This is a genomic window from Mesorhizobium sp. M0106, assembly GCF_040322715.1.
Taxonomy (GTDB): Bacteria; Pseudomonadota; Alphaproteobacteria; order Rhizobiales; family Rhizobiaceae; genus Mesorhizobium.
In genome coordinates this window covers 48,228-65,124 of record NZ_JAMYUA010000034.1, presented here as the reverse complement: position 1 = coordinate 65,124, position 16,897 = coordinate 48,228, and the positions used below count along the sequence as shown (strand labels likewise).

The following is a 16,897-nucleotide window of genomic DNA, read 5'->3' as shown; positions in this document are numbered from 1 at the left end:
CCCCCGCCATTCTTCCCATTATAAAACCACTAGCTTCCGGTTATCCTGTGGCCGGACACTCGCGTGGCCCCTTATTGGGCGGCCCCCCCCCCTCCGCCCGCCCACGACAAGGCCAACCCGCTTGGCGCAAAGGGTCTCGGCGAGCTCGGCGTGTGCGGTGCGGGGGCTGCTGTCGCCAACGCAGTTTACAACGCGGCCGGCGTGCGAGTGCGTGAATTTCCCATCACCTTGGACAAGGTGCTGCCTGCCTTACCTGTGATCGCCATTTGACCCTCTCCTCCCTCGCCCTCAACGGTGACCAGGTCGAAACGGATCGCTATTTCTGCGCCATCGACGGTGACGCCGGTGGTTGACAGCGCTTTCCGGCCCTTCCATACAAACGCCGTCAATGTTCTCAGGGCGGGGTGAAAGTCCCCACCGGCGGTAAGGGTCTCGGCCCAAGCCCGCGAGCGCTCTCCGGTTAGCCGGAGGGGTCAGCAGATCCGGTGTGATTCCGGAGCCGACGGTCACAGTCCGGATGGAAGAGAACGAAATGGAAGACGGTCCGCTTTCGCGGTTCGGACTCCGTATCGTGCGTCCTGATTCTGGTTCGAAACGGAAGGATGGACCCATGAATCAGCATTCCCACAACGACTATGAAACGATCCGCGTTGCCGTCATTCGCGCGCGTTGGCATGCCGATATCGTCGACCAATGCGTTGAAGCATTCGAGGCGGAACTGGCGGTTCTCGGAGAGAAACGCTTTGCCGTCGATGTCTTCGATGTGCCTGGCGCTTATGAGATTCCCCTGCATGCAAAGACGCTTGCCGTGACCGGCCGCTATGCCGCTATCCTCGGCGCCGCGTTCGTCGTCAATGGCGGCATCTACCGGCACGAGTTTGTTGCAAGCGCGGTCATCGACGGCATGATGAATGTGCAATTGTCGACTGGCGTGCCGGTGCTTTCGGCGGTGCTGACGCCGCATAATTACCATGACAGCGCGGACCATCACCGCTTCTTCTTCGAGCATTTCAGGGTCAAAGGCAAAGAGGCGGCCGGTGCCTGCGTGCAACTGCTGGCGGCACGCGAACACATCGCGGCGTGAAACCTCCACCGCCGGGTGGAAATCCCGGTAAGGCGCTGTAGTATCTCACGAAGCAGGAGGATGCCGGTGCAGACCAAGAAGATCATCAATGACGGCAATCGCTCCGTCGACGAGATGCTGGAGGGTATTCTGGCCGCGCATCCGCGCCACCTCAGAAGCGCGGACGGCAGTCCGCGCGCCATTATCGCCCGCGACGGACCGCGCCCAGACAAGGTCGGCCTTGTCATCGGCGGCGGCTCGGGCCATGAGCCGACCTTCCTCGGCTTCGTCGGCAAGGGGCTGGCCGACGCCGCCGCGATCGGCAATGTCTTCGCCTCGCCGCCGCCGGACCCGATCCTCGAATGCGCCCAGGCGGCCAGCGGTGGCGCCGGCGTGCTGTTCATGTACGGCAACTATGCCGGCGACGTGATGAACTTCGACATGGCCGCCGAAATGGCGGCAATGGACGACATCGAGGTGCGCACCGTGCTGACCACCGACGATGTCGCCTCGGCGCCGCGCGACCAGAGGCAGAAGCGGCGCGGCGTCGCCGGCAATTTCTTCATCTTCAAGGCCGCCGGTGCCGCATGCGACCAGATGCTGTCATTCGATGAATGCGAGCGTATCGCCAGGAAAGCCAACGATCACACCTTCACCATGGGCGTGGCGCTGTCGCCCTGCTCGCTGCCGCAGACCCGCCGGCCCAATTTCGAGATCGGCCCGGACGAAATGGAGATCGGCATGGGCATCCACGGCGAGCCAGGCACCGCGCGTGGAAAGTTGAAAACGGCCGACGAGATCACCGACGAAATGCTGGACAAGGTCCTCGACGAGATGGCGCCGGCGCGCGGCGATAAGGTCGCCGTTCTGGTCAATTCGCTCGGCTCAACGCCGTTGATGGAGCTCTACATTATGAACCGACGCGTCAAGCAGAGGCTGGATGACGTCGGTATTTCCGTCCACGCGACCTGGGTCGGCAATTACTGCACCTCTCTCGAAATGGCCGGCGCCTCGGTGACGCTGATGCATCTCGACGGCGAGTTGCAGGGGATGCTCGACCATCCTTGCGACTGCGCCATGTTCCGCGCCGGCTGAGAAAGCATCATGACCTCGATCGATTCAGTCGGCTTGAAAAGAATGTTCGATGAGATCGCGGCGGCGATCGACGCCGACAAGGACAGGCTCTGCCAACTCGACGGCGTCATCGGCGACGCCGACCATGGCATCGCCATGGCACTAGGCTTCACTGCTGCGCGCGATGCACTAGCGCAACTCGACCTCGCGGCGACCGAGCCGACGGCGCTGCTCAACACTGCGGCGAAATCCTTCCTCAACGCGGTCGGCGCCTCGTCAGGCCCGCTCTATGCGACCGCCTTCATGCGCGGTGCGGCCGCCGTCAAAGGCAAGGCAATTCTGGAGGACGCTGACATCATCGCCATGCTCCGGGCGATGGCGCAAGGCATCCAGGATCGCGGCAAGGCCGAGCTCGGCGAAAAGACCATGGTCGACGCCTGGCTGCCGGCGGCGCAAGCAGCGGGTGCCGCGCAGGAAGCTGGCAAGAGCCTGTCCGAGAGCCTGGAGGCTGCACTTGCAGCGGCCGAACGAGGTGCCGAGGCGACCAAGGACATGATCGCCGCCAAGGGCCGCTCATCGCGGCTCGGCGAGCGCTCGCTCGGGCATATGGACCCCGGCGCCGCATCGGCGGTGACGATCATCAGAGCGATGCGGAACAGTCTGGCTTAACCCCGCTTCGCCGCGTCGAGCCTGTCGATCGCCTGGACATTGCCGGCCGATGGTCCCTTCTCATCGAATTCCGATGCAAGCCATGCATCGACGATCGACTTGGCCAGTTCCGGGCCGATGACGCGGGCGCCCATGGTGATGATCTGGGCGTTGTTGGATTTTGCCGCGCGCTCGGCCGAATAGGTGTCGTGGGTGAGTGCGGCGCGAATGCCGGGCACCTTGTTGGCGGATATGGATACGCCGATGCCGGTGCCGCAAAACAGGATGCCGCGATCGTTTTCGCCGTCCAGGATGGTCTGCGCGAGCTTCTGTGACAGGTCGGCATAGTAGCCCGACTGGCTGAGGTCGCTAACCGTGAGGCCGGGCTGGGTAGCGAGGTGAGCGGCAATGACGTCGAGCAGCGGCTTGCCGGCGCTATCAGCTCCAATGGCAATTTTCATGTTCCGTTTCCTTCCTGTTTGATGATTCAGATCGCCGCCGAGGCGCGCTTGAGGATGTCGATATAGCCGTCCGCCTGCCAGGCCGAGCGGCCGATGAACAAGCCGTCGATGTTGGGCTGGCCGACCAGTTCGGCGGCATTTTGAGGATTGACGCTGCCGCCATAAAGCACCGGCGGCACCGCCGGCAGCAGGTCGCGTGCGATTTTCTTGATTAGCGCCTGCTGCCTGTCGGCATAGTCCGAACTGGCCGGCACGCCCTTGTCGCCGATCGCCCAGACGGGCTCATAGGCAAACAGGATCGTCGCCGCCTTCGCCGCGCCTTCGAGAAACTGCAGCGCGCCGTGCACCTGCAAGGCCAGCACCGCAGCGGCCTGCCCGCTGTCGCGTTGAGCCAAGGTCTCGCCGACGCAGATGAGTGGCACGAGACCGTGCTTCACCGCCGCCGCAGTCTTCAGCCCGACAGCCTTGTCGGTCTCGCCGAAATGCTCGCGCCGTTCGCTGTGGCCGAGCTCGACCATGTCGAGCCCGCAGTCTTTCAGCATGACCGGCGAGATCTCGCCGGTCCAGGCACCGGCGTCGGCCCAATGCATGTTCTGCGCGCCGACCTTGATGCGCGTCGGCGACAGCGCTTTCTTGACCTCGCGGATCGCCGTGAAGGGCGGGATGACGAAAGGCTGGATGCGCTCGTCGAAACCGGGGACGAACTCCGCCAGCGCCTCGGCGAAAGCCAACGCCTCGGCGAGCGTCTTGTTCATTTTCCAGCTGGTGCCGACCCAATAAACCATACGTGCCCTCCTATTCTGCGATCACTGTCAGCGAAACGCCGGCACCATCCAGCGCGGCGCGCATCTGCGGCTGCGGCTCGCGGCCGGTGAAGACCGTGTCAAAGGCCTTGAGATCTGTCAGGAAGTGCAAGGCAGTGCGGCCGAATTTCCCATGATCGACCAGCAGATATTTGCGCGCTGCTGCGGCCATCATCAGCCGTTTGGTCTGGACCACTTCCTGATCCTGGTGAAAGGCAGAGGCACCATGGATGGCCGATGACGACAGGAACGCGACATCGGCGCGCAATGACTTCAGCGTGTCCTCGGCGAGCAGGCCGAAGAAGCCGTGAAACTTCTTGTTGTATTGGCCGCCGAGCGCAATCAGGTTGATGCCGGCAACGCCCGCCAAATCCTGGATGACAGCCAGATTGTTCGAGATCACCGTCAGCGGACGCAGATCGGCAAGATGCCGAGCAACGCCGCCCGCGGTTGAGCCGTCGTCGATGATCACCGTCTGACCCGGTTCGATCATCGTCACGGCAGCGGCGGCGATGCGCTTCTTCTCGTCGCCGGCCAGCCGCTGGCGGTAGCGGAAATCGCTCTCGAAAAGGCTGCTCGGCTGGATCGAGGCGCCGCCGCGCACCTTGCGCAGGAAGCCGCTTTCCTCGAGCTCGTCGAGGTCGCGGTGGACAGTCATCTTTGACACGCCGAAGCGTGAGGCAAGATCGTCGACACTGGCGGTGCCGATGTCCATCAGAAAATCCATGATGCCTTGGCGACGGCCGTCGCTCTTCATTTCCGCGGCTTCCTCGGGCAATCCGGTTCCGAGATATAACAGCAAACGTCGCACAAGCCACCAAATTTTTGTGATAATGTTATATCTCTATGGGATATCATGACGCTTCTGGTCGCGTCCTGTAACAAGAATTGCTGCTGGCCGAGCGCCCAGCGGTTGCGGTGGCGCGGAAATCCGGCCAGAAGCATCAGGGGCTCGACGACAACCGAACGGCCCGCAAACACTGGCTCGAAACCGGATACGGGAGACTACTGAGTGGCTCGCATCACACTGAGACAATTGCTCGATCATGCCGCCGAATACGGCTATGGCGTGCCTGCCTTCAACATGAACAATATGGAACAGGGCCTCGCCATCATGGAGGCAGCCGAGGAGACCAAATCGCCGGTTATCCTGCAGGCGAGCCGCGGCGCGCGAGCCTACGCCAACGATGTGGTGCTGGCCAAGCTGATCGACGCGCTGGTCGAAATCCATCCCGATATCCCGGTCTGCATGCATCTCGACCATGGCAACAACGAAGCGACCTGCGTCACCGCGATCCAGCACGGCTTCACCTCCGTGATGATGGACGGATCGCTGAGGGAAGACGGCAAGACGCCGGCCGACTACGCCTATAATTCCGGCATCACCCGCCGCGTCGTCGACATGGCGCATTGGGGCGGCGTCTCGGTGGAAGGCGAGATCGGCGTCCTTGGATCGCTTGAGATGGGCGGCGGCGAGCAGGAAGACGGCCATGGCGTCGAGGGCGTCATCAGCCACGACCAGCTGCTGACCGACCCGGTGCAGGCCGAACAATTCGTGCGCGACACCCGTGTCGATGCGCTGGCCGTCGCCATGGGCACCAGCCACGGCGCCTACAAGTTCAGCCGCAAGCCGGACGGCGCTGTACTGGCCATGAACGTCATCGAGGAAATCCACCGCCGTCTGCCGAGCATGCATCTCGTCATGCACGGCTCGTCCTCGGTGCCGGAGGAGTTGCAGGAGATCATCAACAAATATGGCGGCCAGATGAAGCCGACATGGGGCGTGCCGGTCGAAGAGATCCAGCGCGGCATCAAGCACGGGGTGCGCAAGATCAATATCGATACCGACAACCGCATGGCGCTGACCGGCGCAATCCGCAAGGTGCTGACCGAGAACCCGAGCGAATTCGATCCGCGCAAATATCTGACGCCGGCAATGGCCGCGATGCGGAAGCTGTGCAAGGAGCGCTTCGAGCAATTCGGCACCGCCGGCAACGCACCGAAGATCAAGCCGGTGCCGCTGTCGGAAATGGCCAAGCGCTACAAGTCCGGAAGCCTCGATCCGAAATTTGGCTGACGTATTCCGGTTCTGAGCAGGAGCTGCCTCAGCTCCTGCTCATCCGATCATGCTCGCGGCAAGAGATCGGCCCTGCCGGTCTCGATAAATGGTGCCCAGTAGTCGACCGACTCGCGGATCATGGCGATGACCTGGTGGTCGACGGGCTCGCGCTCGCGGAACGACAATTCGAGGCAGATCTCGTTGTCGACGCCGCCGCCACGGCGAACCGTCTCCAGCAGCTTTTCCGGCGTGATGCGGCCGTCCTTGTTGTGAGCGGCAATGAACGGCCAGTGACCACCCTTGTTCATCGACGACTGCTTGACGTGGATGATCGGCGATTGCCTGGGAAAGGCTTCGGCCCAGGCATAAGGGTCGGTGTCCGCCGGATTGCTCGAGGTCACGTCGCCATGGTCGATGTCGACCATCATCTTGAACGGGACGGCCATGCCGGCCGCTTCGATCTCGCGCTGCAGTGCCCGGCAGCTTTCGATCGTATGGCCGAATTCGCGGCCGACCGACATCGGCTCCCAGAACAGGTAGGTCAAGCCGGCTGCTTTGGCATGCTCGGCGACCTCGCGCCAGCATTCCAGCGCGATGTCGAAAAGCCGCGCGCGACGCTCCGGATTGTCGTAATCCCGGTGGGTGAAGATCGCGAATTGCGTGCCCATGCCCGCGGCGCCGAGCTCGGCCGAAACTTCTGAAAAGGTCTTGAACCAGTCGACGTAGTAGCGCCGCACGTCGGCATCGGGATGGCCGAAATGATTGAGCCGGCCGTAAGGGCCGGTCATCGCGGAGGTCACGCGCACACCGGTGCGGTTGAGCGCGGAGCGGAACAGGCGGACGAATTTGGCGATCGTCGCCGCCGGCCAGCCGGGATTGACGAATTCATGGGTGAGTTGGACGTCCCTGATACCGATCTGATAGGCGATCGCGTCGATCAGGTCGTCCGGCTCCGCAAAGCGGTTGACCAGCGGATTGGTGTTGAGCGAAAGCGTAAAGGCCATCAGCCGGCCTTTGCCAGCCGGCTCGAGCACCAGTCCTCGAAGGCGGTTCTTTCCTCGGCGGACAGATGCAGGCCGTGCTTGGTGCGCCTTTCGAGAATATCGGCGGCGGTCTCGGCCCATTCATGCTCGAACAGGTAGTTGGCTTCGCGCTCGAAAAAATCCCTGCCGAAGCGCCGGCCCAGTTCGGCGAGCGAGGTGGCCGCGCCGACCAGATCGCGCGTCCTTGTGCCGTAGAGCCTGCCGTAATGCTTGACCAGCGATGCCGGCATCCAGGGAAATTCATGGCCGAGGTCGCCCAGAAACTGCTCGAAATCGGCATTGGCGATATCGCCGCCCGGCAGGTGCCCTATCGAGGTCCACGGCTTGCCCATTTTCGGAAAGAACGGGGCGATACGGTCGAGCGCGTGCTCGGCCAATTTGCGGAAGGTGGTGATCTTGCCGCCGAAGACCGAAAGCAGCGGCGCCTGCCCAGCCGGTGCGTCGAGTTCGAATATGTAATCGCGGGTCACCGCGCTCGGATTGTCGGCATTGTCGTCATAGAGCGGCCTGACGCCGGAAAACGAGTAGACGACGTCGCTTCGTGCGAGCTGGCGCTTGAAGTAGCGATTGACTGCCTTGATCAGGTAATCGATCTCGCTCGCATCGGCGGTCACGTCCTCCGGTCGCCCTTCATAGGGAATGTCAGTGGTGCCGATCAGCGCCAGATCGTTCTGATAGGGATTGATGAAGATCACCCGCTTGTCGCTGTTCTGAACGAGATAGGCCTGCCGCCCTTCCCAGAATTTCGGCACAACGATGTGGCTGCCCTTGACCAGGCGCACGTTGCGCCTGGAATTCTGGCCGGCGACGCGGTTGATGACGTCGTTGACCCAGGGTCCGGCGGCATTGATCAGCGCCCGTGCCCGGACTGTGGTCCTGACGCCGGTTCGACCGTCGCGCATCTCCACCGACCACAGGCCGTTTTCGCGACGGGCGGCGGTGCAGGCAGTGCGGGTGAATATCCTGGCTCCGCGCTCAGCGGCGTCGAGCGCGTCGATGACGACCAGGCGAGCGTCATCGACCCAACAGTCGGAATATTCGAAGCCGCGCTTGAAGGCGTCCTTGATCGGCGCGCCTTCGGGCGCGGTGCGCAGGTCGAGCGTACGCGTGGCCGGCAGTCGCTTGCGGCCGCCAAGATGGTCGTAGAGGAACAGGCCGAGCCGCACCAGCCAGGCCGGCCGATCATCGGGGCTGTGTGGCAGCACGAAGCGCATCGGCCAGATGATGTGTGGCGCGGATTCGAGCAGCACCTCGCGCTCGATCAGCGCCTCCCGCACCAGGCGGAACTCGTAATATTCGAGATAGCGCAAACCGCCATGAACGAGCTTTCCCGATCGCGAACTGGTGCCCTCGGCAAGATCGTCCTTTTCGCAAAGAATGACCGACAGCCCCCGGCCCGCCGCATCGCGCGCGATTCCGGCGCCATTGACACCGCCGCCGATGACGAAGAGGTCGACGATTTCGGTTTCACCGTTCATCTCGCTCTATGCCCTGTCGTCAGCATGGATTGACCGGAGGCAGCCCGGCGATGTAGCGGCGCACTTCCTCGGCCGCCTGCTCGGCCGCGTAGGTCACGGTGCGTACCGACGCGCCGGCGATATGCGGCGTCAGCGTCACGTTCGGCAGTTGCAACAGCGGCCAGTCGGCAGGCACCGGCTCGACGGCGAACGTCTCCAGCATAGCGCTGCCGATCTGCCCCGAGACGAGCGCCTCGTAGAGCGCATCGTAGTCGACCAGCGGTCCGCGCGCGGTATTGACGAAGATTACGCCGGGTTTCATCCGGGCGATGGCGTTCTTGCCGATCAGGCCGCGCGTCTCCTCGGTGACCCGGGAATGCAGCGTGACCACATCGGAGCGCGACAGCAGATCGTCCAGCGCAACCAGTTCGACGCCGGCATTGCGGTCCTCGGCGCTCAATTGCACATAGGGATCGCAAACCAGGATGCGGCAGCCGAAGGCGCGCAGCAGGCGAACCAGCCTGGTGCCGATATTGCCGTAGCCAATGACGCCGACGGTCATTTCGTTGAGCTCGCGGCCGGTGCGATCGGCGCGGTAGAGATCGCCGCGCCATTCGCCCTTGCGCAAAGCTTCGTGACCGACGCGGATCAGCCGCGTTTCAGCGAGAATGGCGCCGATGGTGAACTCGGCCACGGCGCTGGCGTTGCGGCCGGGCACATTGACCACGGTGATGCCGTGGGCCTTGGCGGCGGCCATGTCGATGTTGATCGGTCCGCCGCGCGAGACCGCAACCAGCTTGAGCGTGGGCAGGCGCTGCATCATGCTTTCGGAGAGCGGCGCAAGCTGGGTGACGAAGATTTCGGCGTCGCCGATGAAATCCACCACCTCGTCGGGATCGCCGAAATACTCCTTGACCTTGTCCAGACCAAGCGCGGCATTGCCGAATTGCATCGGCTCGTCGGGCCAAGCGGTCTCAATGCTGCGGATGTCGAGATTGTCGCCGCAGGCCGCCTCGATTTTCTCGCGAAACACTTCCGGAAGCATGAAGCGGTCGCCGATGATCGCAATTTTCTTGGGCATGCTCTTCTCAATTCACGTCGGTTTGCCTGGACGCGGCCATCGAACGCCAGACCGGCCGCAGCGCCTCATGCGCCAATGTGTAGGACGGAGCCATCGCCTCATAGGCAGCGGCAAGTTTCCGATCGCTGGGTTCGGCCGTACGGAGCAAAGGCGTGACCCATTCGCTGACGCAATCGTCCATCGATGCGTACTGGCCGACGCAGACCGCAGCAATCATTGCGGCGCCCGCAGCACCGGCCTCCTCGCGCTCGCTGGTGCGAATGTCGGCGCCGACCGCAGCACCCAGGATCTTGCGCAGAGCCGGGCTCCTGGCCGCTCCGCCGGTCAGGCGGATTTCCTTGGGCAGTGGCCCCATGGCGGCGTAGCAATCGCGTGCCGCGAAAGCCAGCCCCTCGTACACTGCGCGGACCATGTCGGCATAGCCGTGCCTGGACGAAATGCCGATGAAGCCGGCCCTGGCATTGGCATCGACGAACGGGCCGCGCTCGCCGGCCTCCGAGACATAGGGCTGGTAGAGCAGCGAGCCTGGCTCGGACGACGATATCCACTGGTCGACCAGCGTGATCATCTCGCCATTGGTCCGCGTAATACCTTGCGAGGCGAGAATGCCGGAGGCGAGGCCAAGGACCCAGTCGATATTGAGCGTTGCCGCCATGTTCGACTGCATCTGCGCAAAGACGCCGGGTGCCGGCATCGTCATCGTGTAGCCGGTTGCAGCGTCGTTGAGCAGAACCTCGTCCGGCGTTTCGGCAAGCCGCATATGCATTCCGGTGGAGCCGATGATCGAGCATCCCGGCTTGCGTTCGCGATCGAACAGGCCGGCGCCGAGCGCCGTGCAGGCGACATCGACATAGGCCAGAACGACCGGTGTGCCGGCGAGCAGGCCGGTCGCATCGGCTGCTGCCACCGACAACGAGGTGCTTTGCCTGGTGCCATCGACGATGGGCGGCAACAGATGCCGGAGATCGGTGACGCCGAGTACCTCGAGCACATCATCGCAATAGCCGCGCGTGCGGAAGTCGCCGAAGGTGAAGGTGCCCTCGGACGGGTCGGTGGCGCGGTGGCCGGTCAACTTGAAATAGAGCCAGTCCTTGCAGTGGAACGCCGTCGCTGCATTGGCAAGCATCGCGGGCATGTGGCGCTTCATGAACACGAACTGCGATCCCTGCTGGCAGGCAGCGAGCCCGCTGCCGGTCTTTTCGAAGCGCAGCCGGTCCTCCGGCCGCGCGCGGATCTCCTCGACGACCGCGGCAGCGCGCGCGTCGAGCCACAGCCAGCCCTTGGCAACCGGCTCGCCATCCTTGTCGATCAGCCAGGTACCGTCGCCCTGCCCGGTCACGGCGATGGCAATGGTCCGGCTGGCGAGATCCGGCACCTTGTCGGCAAGCTTGCGCAAGGTCGTCGCGGTATCGGCCCAGGTGCGTGTCAGGTCCTGCTCGGCGCCGCCGCCCGGCAGTGTCTCGTATTTATTGGGCAGCGCGGCGGACGCGATCTGCCTGCCCGCCGTGTCAAAGGCGACGGATTTTATGACAGACGTGCCGGCGTCAATGCCGATCAGCACATCCTGCATCAAGCAAGCTCCGTGCCGTGCGAAATGGCATTGCCGCTCGCCTGATCGAAGACGTGAAGGTTTTTCGGATCGATGCTGATCTTGATCGGCGCGCCAAGCTCCAAGCGGGTTCGGTCATGTTCGACCAGGACCAGCGAACCGCCGGCGAAATCGGCGGCGATATGGGTCTGGTCGCCGAGCCATTGATTGGCCGAAACCGTCGCCGGCACACCATCCTTCGAGCGGCGGACCGCATAGGGCCTGACGCCGATGACGACGCGCTGCCGGTTGAGCAATTCGTCGCGAACCGGGCCGCTGAACGCATCCTTGTCGTAGTCGAGCGAAAGCCCGTCGGGCAGCTTGAGACTGATCTTGCCGGCAGCCGTGCCGACATAGGCCTCGAAGACATTCATCGGCGGCTCGCCAACGAAGGTGCCGGTGAACAGGTTTGCCGGCCGCTCCTTGAGCCTGTCAGGCGTATCGAACTGCTGCAGCACGCCGCCCTCCATGACGGCGATGCGGTCGGCAAGCGCGTTGGCCTCGGTCTGGTCGTGGGTGACCAGGATCGCGGTCAGGCCGCGCTCCTTGATGAAATGCTTGATGCGGCCGCGCAGCACGGCGCGAAGCTGCGGCTCGAGCTGGCCCATCGGCTCGTCCAGCAGATGCAGGTCGGCCTCGCGGATCAGCGCCCGGCCAAGGCTGGCGCGCTGCTGCTGGCCACCGGAGATCGAGCTCGGAAAGCGCTCGAGAATATCCTCGATCTCAAGCAACTTGGCGATATTGGCAACCTTTGCATCGACCGCACTCTTGGCCAGCCTGGCCGCCTTGAGGGCGAAGGCCATGTTTTCGCGCACGGTCAGCGGCGGATAGAGCGAATAGCCCTCGAAGGCCATCGCGACGTTGCGCTTGACCGGCGGCAGCATGTGCACTTTGCGGCCGGCAACCGCGATGGCGCCGCGCGAGACCTCTTCGAAGCCTGCGATCATGCGCAATGTCGAGGTCTTGCCGCAGCCGGACGAGCCGAGCAGCGCCACGATCTCGCCCTTGGCGATTTCCATCGTCAGGTTCTTGACGGCGTGTACGCCACGGTCGATCGGACCGTAGAACTTGTCGACGCCCGAAATGGTGATTGCGGTCGGGCTCATGCCGCTTCTCCGCTGCGCAAATTGACGACGTTTTTCGAGCCGATGCGCTCGCCGCTTGTGCGATCGAACAAAAGGGCGCTTTTACTGTCGACGGCGATGTAGACCTTGCCCTCGGATTGGCCCGGTGTCCCGGAAGGACGCGAAACCAGGATTTCACGGCCGCGCACGGTGCGCACCAGCGTGACGATCTTCTCGTTGAGCGGCGTCTCGGCCTCGACCGTCACCGGGATGGCGCCGGGCGTGCGTTCATCGACAAACGCCAGCGCCTCCGGCCGCAAACCGATCACGCAGTCGCGGCCGACCGCCGCCTCATGAGCGCCGGCAAGATGGACCTGGACGTTGGACAGGCCGACATAGATGCCCTTGGCGTCCCGCGCCGGCTTGACGTCCAGAAGGTTGATGGTCGGGTCGCCGAACAGCCGGGCAATTTCGACATTGGCCGGCTCGCGATAGATCTGCTCGGGCGTGCCGAGCTGTTTGACGACGCCCTGCGACATCACCGCGATGCGGTCGCCGAGCGCCATCGCTTCCTTGTAGTCCTGGGTGACGTAGATGACGGTCGCGCCACGATCCGCCAGCAGTCTTGGCAATTCCAGCCGCATTTCGAAGCGCAATTTGGCATCGACGTTGCGCAAGGGATCATCGAGCAGCAGCAGCGGCGGCGAGCCGACCAGGGCGCGGGCAAGCGCGGTGCGTTGCTTCTGGCCATTGGACAGCGCCCGCGGCTTGTGGCTGAGCACATGGCCGATTTTCAACAGCTTGGCGACGCTCTCGACGCCGGTCTTTATCGTGCCTTGCGATGAGTGCTTCGCCTGCAGCGGCGTCGCAATGTTATCGAACGCCGTCATATGCGGGAACAGCGCGAAGTTCTGAAATGCCATGCCGACGCCGCGGAACTCGGCGTCGAGATCGGTCATGTCCTCGCCGCCGATGAGTATCTTTCCCTCGTCGGGGTCGATGACGCCGGCCACCAGCCGCAGCAGCACGGTCTTGCCGGCGCCGGACGGCCCGAACAGGACCAGCGTTTCGCCGTCGGCGACGGTTAGCGACAGATTGTCGAGAACAGTCTGGCTTTTATAGCGCTTGACGATGTTTCGCAGTTCGAGGCTTGCCATCGGACTATCCTTTCACCGCGCCAAGCGACAGGCCTTCGACGAGATAGCGTTGCGCATAGAGCGCGAGCGCCAGCGTTGGCGTGATCGACAGCACGATCGCCGCCGAGATCTGGCCATACTGGATGCCCGAGGAGGTGATGAAGGCGAGCGCGCCGACCGTCACCGGCTGCTTGTCGGCCGAGGCGAGCACCAGCGCAAAAACGAAATTGTTCCAGGCAAAGATGAAGGCGAGCAGACCGGCAGCGGCAATGCCTGGGCCAGCGAGCGGCAGCGCGATCTTGCGGAAGGTGGCAAACCAGGAATGTCCGGCAATGCGGTAGGCGTATTCGATGTCGGCGGGAATGTCCTCGAAATAGCCGCGCACGATCCACAGGATCAACGGCAGGCAGATCAACTGATAGACCCAGATCAGCCCGATATAGGTGTTGGCCAGCCCGAGCTTCTGGAAATAGAGGGTGAGCGGCAGGAGCACCAGCAGCGCCGGCGCAAACCGGAACGACAGCAGCGTAAAGGCAATGTCCTCCGAGCCGCGGAATTTGTGCCGCGCAAAGGCGTAGGCGGCCGGAACGCCGAGCAGCAACGCGACGGCAACCGAGGTGACCGACAGGAAGACGGAATTCCAGAGGTTGCGCATGAAGGCGATGTCGAGCGTGCCGGCCGCCGTCATCAGCTTGCCGGTGATCAAGGCAGTGTAGTTGGCGAGCGTCGGCTCGAAGACAAGCTGCGGCGGAATCCGCAGGATTGTCTCGTTGGTCTGGAACGACATCATCAGGATCCAGACGATCGGGAACATGAAGAAGATCACGACCAGCGCCAGGGCAATGCCGCGCAGGATGCGTTCGAGAAGCGAGGTGTGTTCCACGCCAGCCTCCTATGCCTGGCCGCGGGCGCGTTCGCGCAGCCGCAGCCAGTTCTTGATGAAAATGTTCGAGAGGAAATAGGTGATCGCCCACAGGATGATCATCAGTGCCGCCGAGCGGCCGACATTGGTCGACTGGAAGAAATTGAGATAGGCCTCGACCTGGAACACGGTCAGCGTGTCGCCCGGACCGCCCTGCGTCATGGCGTAGATGATGTCGAACTGCTGGATGGAATCAAGCAGGCGGAACAGGGTCGCCGTCAGGATGTAGGGGGTCAGCATCGGCAGTGTGATGCGGAAGAAGACGAAGCTGCGTGGCACGCCGTCGAGTGCTGCCGCCTCGAAGGGCTGCGTCGGCAGGCTGCGCAGGCCTGCAAGCAGCAGGATCATGATGAAGGGCGTGTAGACCCAAATGTCGACGAGCACGACGGTGAGCAGCGCCGTCGACGGAGACGAGGCCCAGCGGAAATCCTGCAACCCGATCAGGCTGGCGAGATAGCTGAGCACGCCGAAACCGGGATTGGTCATCAGCTTCCACATCAACGCGGCGAGCGCCGGCGCCGTCATCAGCGGCATCAGCAGCATGATCGAGATGAAGTTGTTCAGCGTCGAGCGCTTTTGCAGCAGCATGGCGATGCCGAGACCGAGAAGCAGTTCAAGCACAACGGTGATGCCGGCGTAGAGCAGCGAGATCTCCAGCGTGTTCCAGAACTTCGGGTCGGTGAAGAAGGAGATATAGTTGTCGCCCCAGTTGAACTGCCGCGCCCAGGGTTGGCTCAACCGGTAGCGCTGGAACGAATAGACCACCGACGTCAGGAACGGGATCAGGATGCCGATGCAGACCAGCAGAGCCGGCAGGCTGAGGAGATAGGGCAGCACCCGCTTGCTGATCCTGAAGCCCGACGGCCTGTTTCTTTGTATTGTCGCCGCAGTCATCGGCTGCTCCGTCATCCTGTTGCTTCGCCGTCCCGGCCGCCCAAGGGAGCAAGGCGGCCGGTCGGGCGAGCAGGCGGCACCTTTCGGGACCGCGTCGCAAACGTATCACATCTCAAAGGCTGGCCCGCGGACGGGTCAGCCTTGGCCGCGGCTTAGCCGAGCCCGGCTTCCTTGAGCTGGCTGTTGATGCTCTCGGCCAGCTTGTCGAGGCCCTCGTCGACCGGCACTTCCTTGGCCACCATCTTCTGCAGCGTCGCCGCCCATTCGGTGGTGAGATCGAAGAACAGCGGCTGCGGGGTGAACTTGATGCTGGCGCCCGGCGCCGAGACGTCGAACATCTCGACATAACCCGGATAGCTCTTGTTCAGCTTCTCGCGGAACATCTCGTCGTTCCAGACCGACTGACGAACCGGATTGACGAAGTCCATCTTGGTCGCACCGAACAATGCATGCTCGGGTCCGGATGCCCATTGCATGAAGTACCAGGTGGCGTCCTTGTCCTTGGAGAAGTTGGACATCGACAGCGACCAGATCCAGATATTGGGCGTCGGCGCCTTGGCGGCAGGATTGGCCTTGAATGCCGAAAAGGCGAGCTTGCCGGCCATCTTGTTGTCGCCGCCATTCATGAAGTAGCCAAGGATGTCGGCGTCGTAAATCATCGCCGAAGCACCTGCACCGAGATCGGTGCCGACCTGGTACCAGGTGTAGGTCGACCAGTCCTTCGGGCCGCTCTCCTGGATCATCTGGACCCACTGCTTGTGGAAAGCCTTGGATTCGGCGGTGTTCATCGCGGCCGACAGCTTGCCGTCAGCCGAGACGTTCAGGTCCTTCTGGTCGAAATTGGCGTAGGCCGACAGGAAGCCCGGGTGGATCGTTGCCCAGGAGCGCGAGCCGCGCACGCCGATGCCGTAGACGCCACCGCCGACGTCCTTGGTGAGCTTCGCCGCCGTAGCGACCATCTCATCCATATTGCCGGGAACGCTGACGCCGACCTTGTCGAACATGCCCTTGTTGTAGGTGATGTTGTTCTGCTCGAAGCCCCACGGAATGCACCACTGCTTGGCGTCTTCCGAACCGAGCACTCCGCCCGGCTGGCCGTTCCAGGCGCAGGACTTTCTGACGCCGGGCAGGAAGTCGTCCCAGGCATATTTCGGGTTGGTCTTGGCCGGATCCTTGATCCATTCGTTGAGGTCGGTGATCCAGCCGGCCGGACCGTAGGTCCAGGTCATGTAGGCGCCGGTCATGAAGGCATCGTATTCGGGCGAGCTGGCCGACAGCGCGGCGGTAACCTTGTCGAAATAGACGTCTTCGGGGAACACGTCATAGACGACTTCCATGCCGGTCAGCTTCTTGAAATTGTCGAGGTTGGCGATCATCGCATCGGCGTAAGGATGCTTGTTGAGCAACAGCTTGATGGTTTTGCCCTTATGCGCCTGCCAGTCGAAATCAGCCGCCAGGGCGCGGGTCTGCCCGAAATTGAGCAGTGTGCCGGCGGTGCTGGCGGCAAGGCCCATTGCACCGAGGCCCTTGATCAGCCCACGGCGGTCGACTTGTCCACGCAGGAATGCGTCGATGAGGTCTTTCTCTTTCTCATGCATTTCTCT

Annotated in this window: 16 protein-coding genes and 1 riboswitch; of the genes, 4 read left to right on the top strand and 12 right to left on the bottom strand. The window is 63.1% G+C overall.

The features are described from left to right. Positions 1-386 precede the first annotated feature (386 nt). Positions 387-533, top strand: a riboswitch (FMN riboswitch). Between the two features lie 77 nt (positions 534-610). The 3 genes from NKJ55_RS26265 (at position 611) to dhaL (ending at position 2,806) form a co-directional block, all read left to right on the top strand. Next, positions 611-1,084 carry a 6,7-dimethyl-8-ribityllumazine synthase gene (locus NKJ55_RS26265; protein WP_352452424.1) on the top strand — a complete coding sequence of 158 codons (474 nt, stop codon included), beginning with the start codon at positions 611-613 and terminating at the stop codon, positions 1,082-1,084. Positions 1,085-1,150: 66 nt separating this feature from the next. Further along, positions 1,151-2,158, top strand: a complete 1,008-nt coding sequence (locus NKJ55_RS26260) for a dihydroxyacetone kinase subunit DhaK (protein ID WP_352452423.1) — start codon at positions 1,151-1,153, stop codon at positions 2,156-2,158. 9 nt (positions 2,159-2,167) lie between these two features. Continuing rightward, positions 2,168-2,806: a dihydroxyacetone kinase subunit DhaL gene (gene dhaL / locus NKJ55_RS26255; protein WP_352452422.1), complete on the top strand. Its 639-nt coding sequence runs from the start codon at positions 2,168-2,170 to the stop codon at positions 2,804-2,806. On the opposite strand, the gene derI is transcribed toward dhaL, so the two are convergent. Genes derI through NKJ55_RS26240 form a run of 3 tightly spaced genes read right to left on the bottom strand, consistent with a single transcriptional unit; the run spans position 2,803 to position 4,806 of the window. Next, positions 2,803-3,246 carry a D-erythrulose-4-phosphate isomerase gene (gene derI / locus NKJ55_RS26250; RefSeq protein ID WP_352452421.1) on the bottom strand — a complete coding sequence of 148 codons (444 nt, stop codon included), beginning with the start codon at positions 3,244-3,246 and terminating at the stop codon, positions 2,803-2,805. The genes dhaL and derI overlap by 4 nt on opposite strands. 26 nt (positions 3,247-3,272) lie before the next feature. Further along, positions 3,273-4,031: a triose-phosphate isomerase gene (locus NKJ55_RS26245; protein WP_352452420.1), complete on the bottom strand. Its 759-nt coding sequence runs from the start codon at positions 4,029-4,031 to the stop codon at positions 3,273-3,275. 10 nt (positions 4,032-4,041) lie between these two features. Then, positions 4,042-4,806, bottom strand: coding sequence for a DeoR/GlpR family DNA-binding transcription regulator (locus tag NKJ55_RS26240; protein ID WP_023676017.1), 765 nt, complete (start codon positions 4,804-4,806; stop codon positions 4,042-4,044). 255 nt (positions 4,807-5,061) lie between these two features. Here NKJ55_RS26240 and fba point away from each other — a divergent pair, with 255 nt between their 5' ends. Then, positions 5,062-6,126 (top strand): class II fructose-bisphosphate aldolase, encoded by a 1,065-nt coding sequence (fba, locus tag NKJ55_RS26235; protein ID WP_352452419.1) that lies wholly within the window; start codon positions 5,062-5,064, stop codon positions 6,124-6,126. A gap of 47 nt (positions 6,127-6,173) precedes the next feature. Here fba and NKJ55_RS26230 read toward each other — a convergent pair whose 3' ends face one another. From NKJ55_RS26230 to NKJ55_RS26190, 9 genes are all read right to left on the bottom strand, one after another. Continuing rightward, positions 6,174-7,112 carry a sugar phosphate isomerase/epimerase family protein gene (locus NKJ55_RS26230; RefSeq protein WP_352452428.1) on the bottom strand — a complete coding sequence of 313 codons (939 nt, stop codon included), beginning with the start codon at positions 7,110-7,112 and terminating at the stop codon, positions 6,174-6,176. Beyond that, on the bottom strand, positions 7,112-8,629 hold the full coding sequence (locus NKJ55_RS26225; RefSeq protein ID WP_352452418.1) for a glycerol-3-phosphate dehydrogenase: 1,518 nt from the start codon (positions 8,627-8,629) through the stop codon (positions 7,112-7,114). The genes NKJ55_RS26230 and NKJ55_RS26225 overlap by 1 nt, the downstream gene beginning before the upstream one ends. 19 nt (positions 8,630-8,648) lie before the next feature. Then, the gene (locus tag NKJ55_RS26220; protein ID WP_352452417.1) at positions 8,649-9,689 is read right to left on the bottom strand and encodes a 2-hydroxyacid dehydrogenase; all 1,041 of its coding nucleotides are present in this window, start codon (positions 9,687-9,689) and stop codon (positions 8,649-8,651) included. A 7-nt stretch (positions 9,690-9,696) separates the two neighbouring features. After that, entirely contained in the window at positions 9,697-11,259 is a 1,563-nt protein-coding gene (locus tag NKJ55_RS26215) for an FGGY-family carbohydrate kinase (RefSeq protein ID WP_352452416.1), read from the bottom strand. Next, positions 11,259-12,383 (bottom strand): ABC transporter ATP-binding protein, encoded by a 1,125-nt coding sequence (locus NKJ55_RS26210; protein ID WP_352452415.1) that lies wholly within the window; start codon positions 12,381-12,383, stop codon positions 11,259-11,261. The genes NKJ55_RS26215 and NKJ55_RS26210 overlap by 1 nt, the downstream gene beginning before the upstream one ends. Beyond that, the gene (locus NKJ55_RS26205; RefSeq protein ID WP_023676024.1) at positions 12,380-13,498 is read right to left on the bottom strand and encodes an ABC transporter ATP-binding protein; all 1,119 of its coding nucleotides are present in this window, start codon (positions 13,496-13,498) and stop codon (positions 12,380-12,382) included. The genes NKJ55_RS26210 and NKJ55_RS26205 overlap by 4 nt, the downstream gene beginning before the upstream one ends. A 4-nt stretch (positions 13,499-13,502) precedes the next feature. After that, positions 13,503-14,360: a carbohydrate ABC transporter permease gene (locus NKJ55_RS26200; protein ID WP_023676025.1), complete on the bottom strand. Its 858-nt coding sequence runs from the start codon at positions 14,358-14,360 to the stop codon at positions 13,503-13,505. 9 nt (positions 14,361-14,369) lie between these two features. Continuing rightward, positions 14,370-15,293 (bottom strand): carbohydrate ABC transporter permease, encoded by a 924-nt coding sequence (locus NKJ55_RS26195; RefSeq protein ID WP_352452414.1) that lies wholly within the window; start codon positions 15,291-15,293, stop codon positions 14,370-14,372. Positions 15,294-15,445: 152 nt separating this feature from the next. Continuing rightward, complete coding sequence (locus tag NKJ55_RS26190) at positions 15,446-16,891, bottom strand: ABC transporter substrate-binding protein (protein ID WP_352452413.1); 1,446 nt, start codon at positions 16,889-16,891, stop codon at positions 15,446-15,448. Positions 16,892-16,897 lie beyond the last annotated feature (6 nt).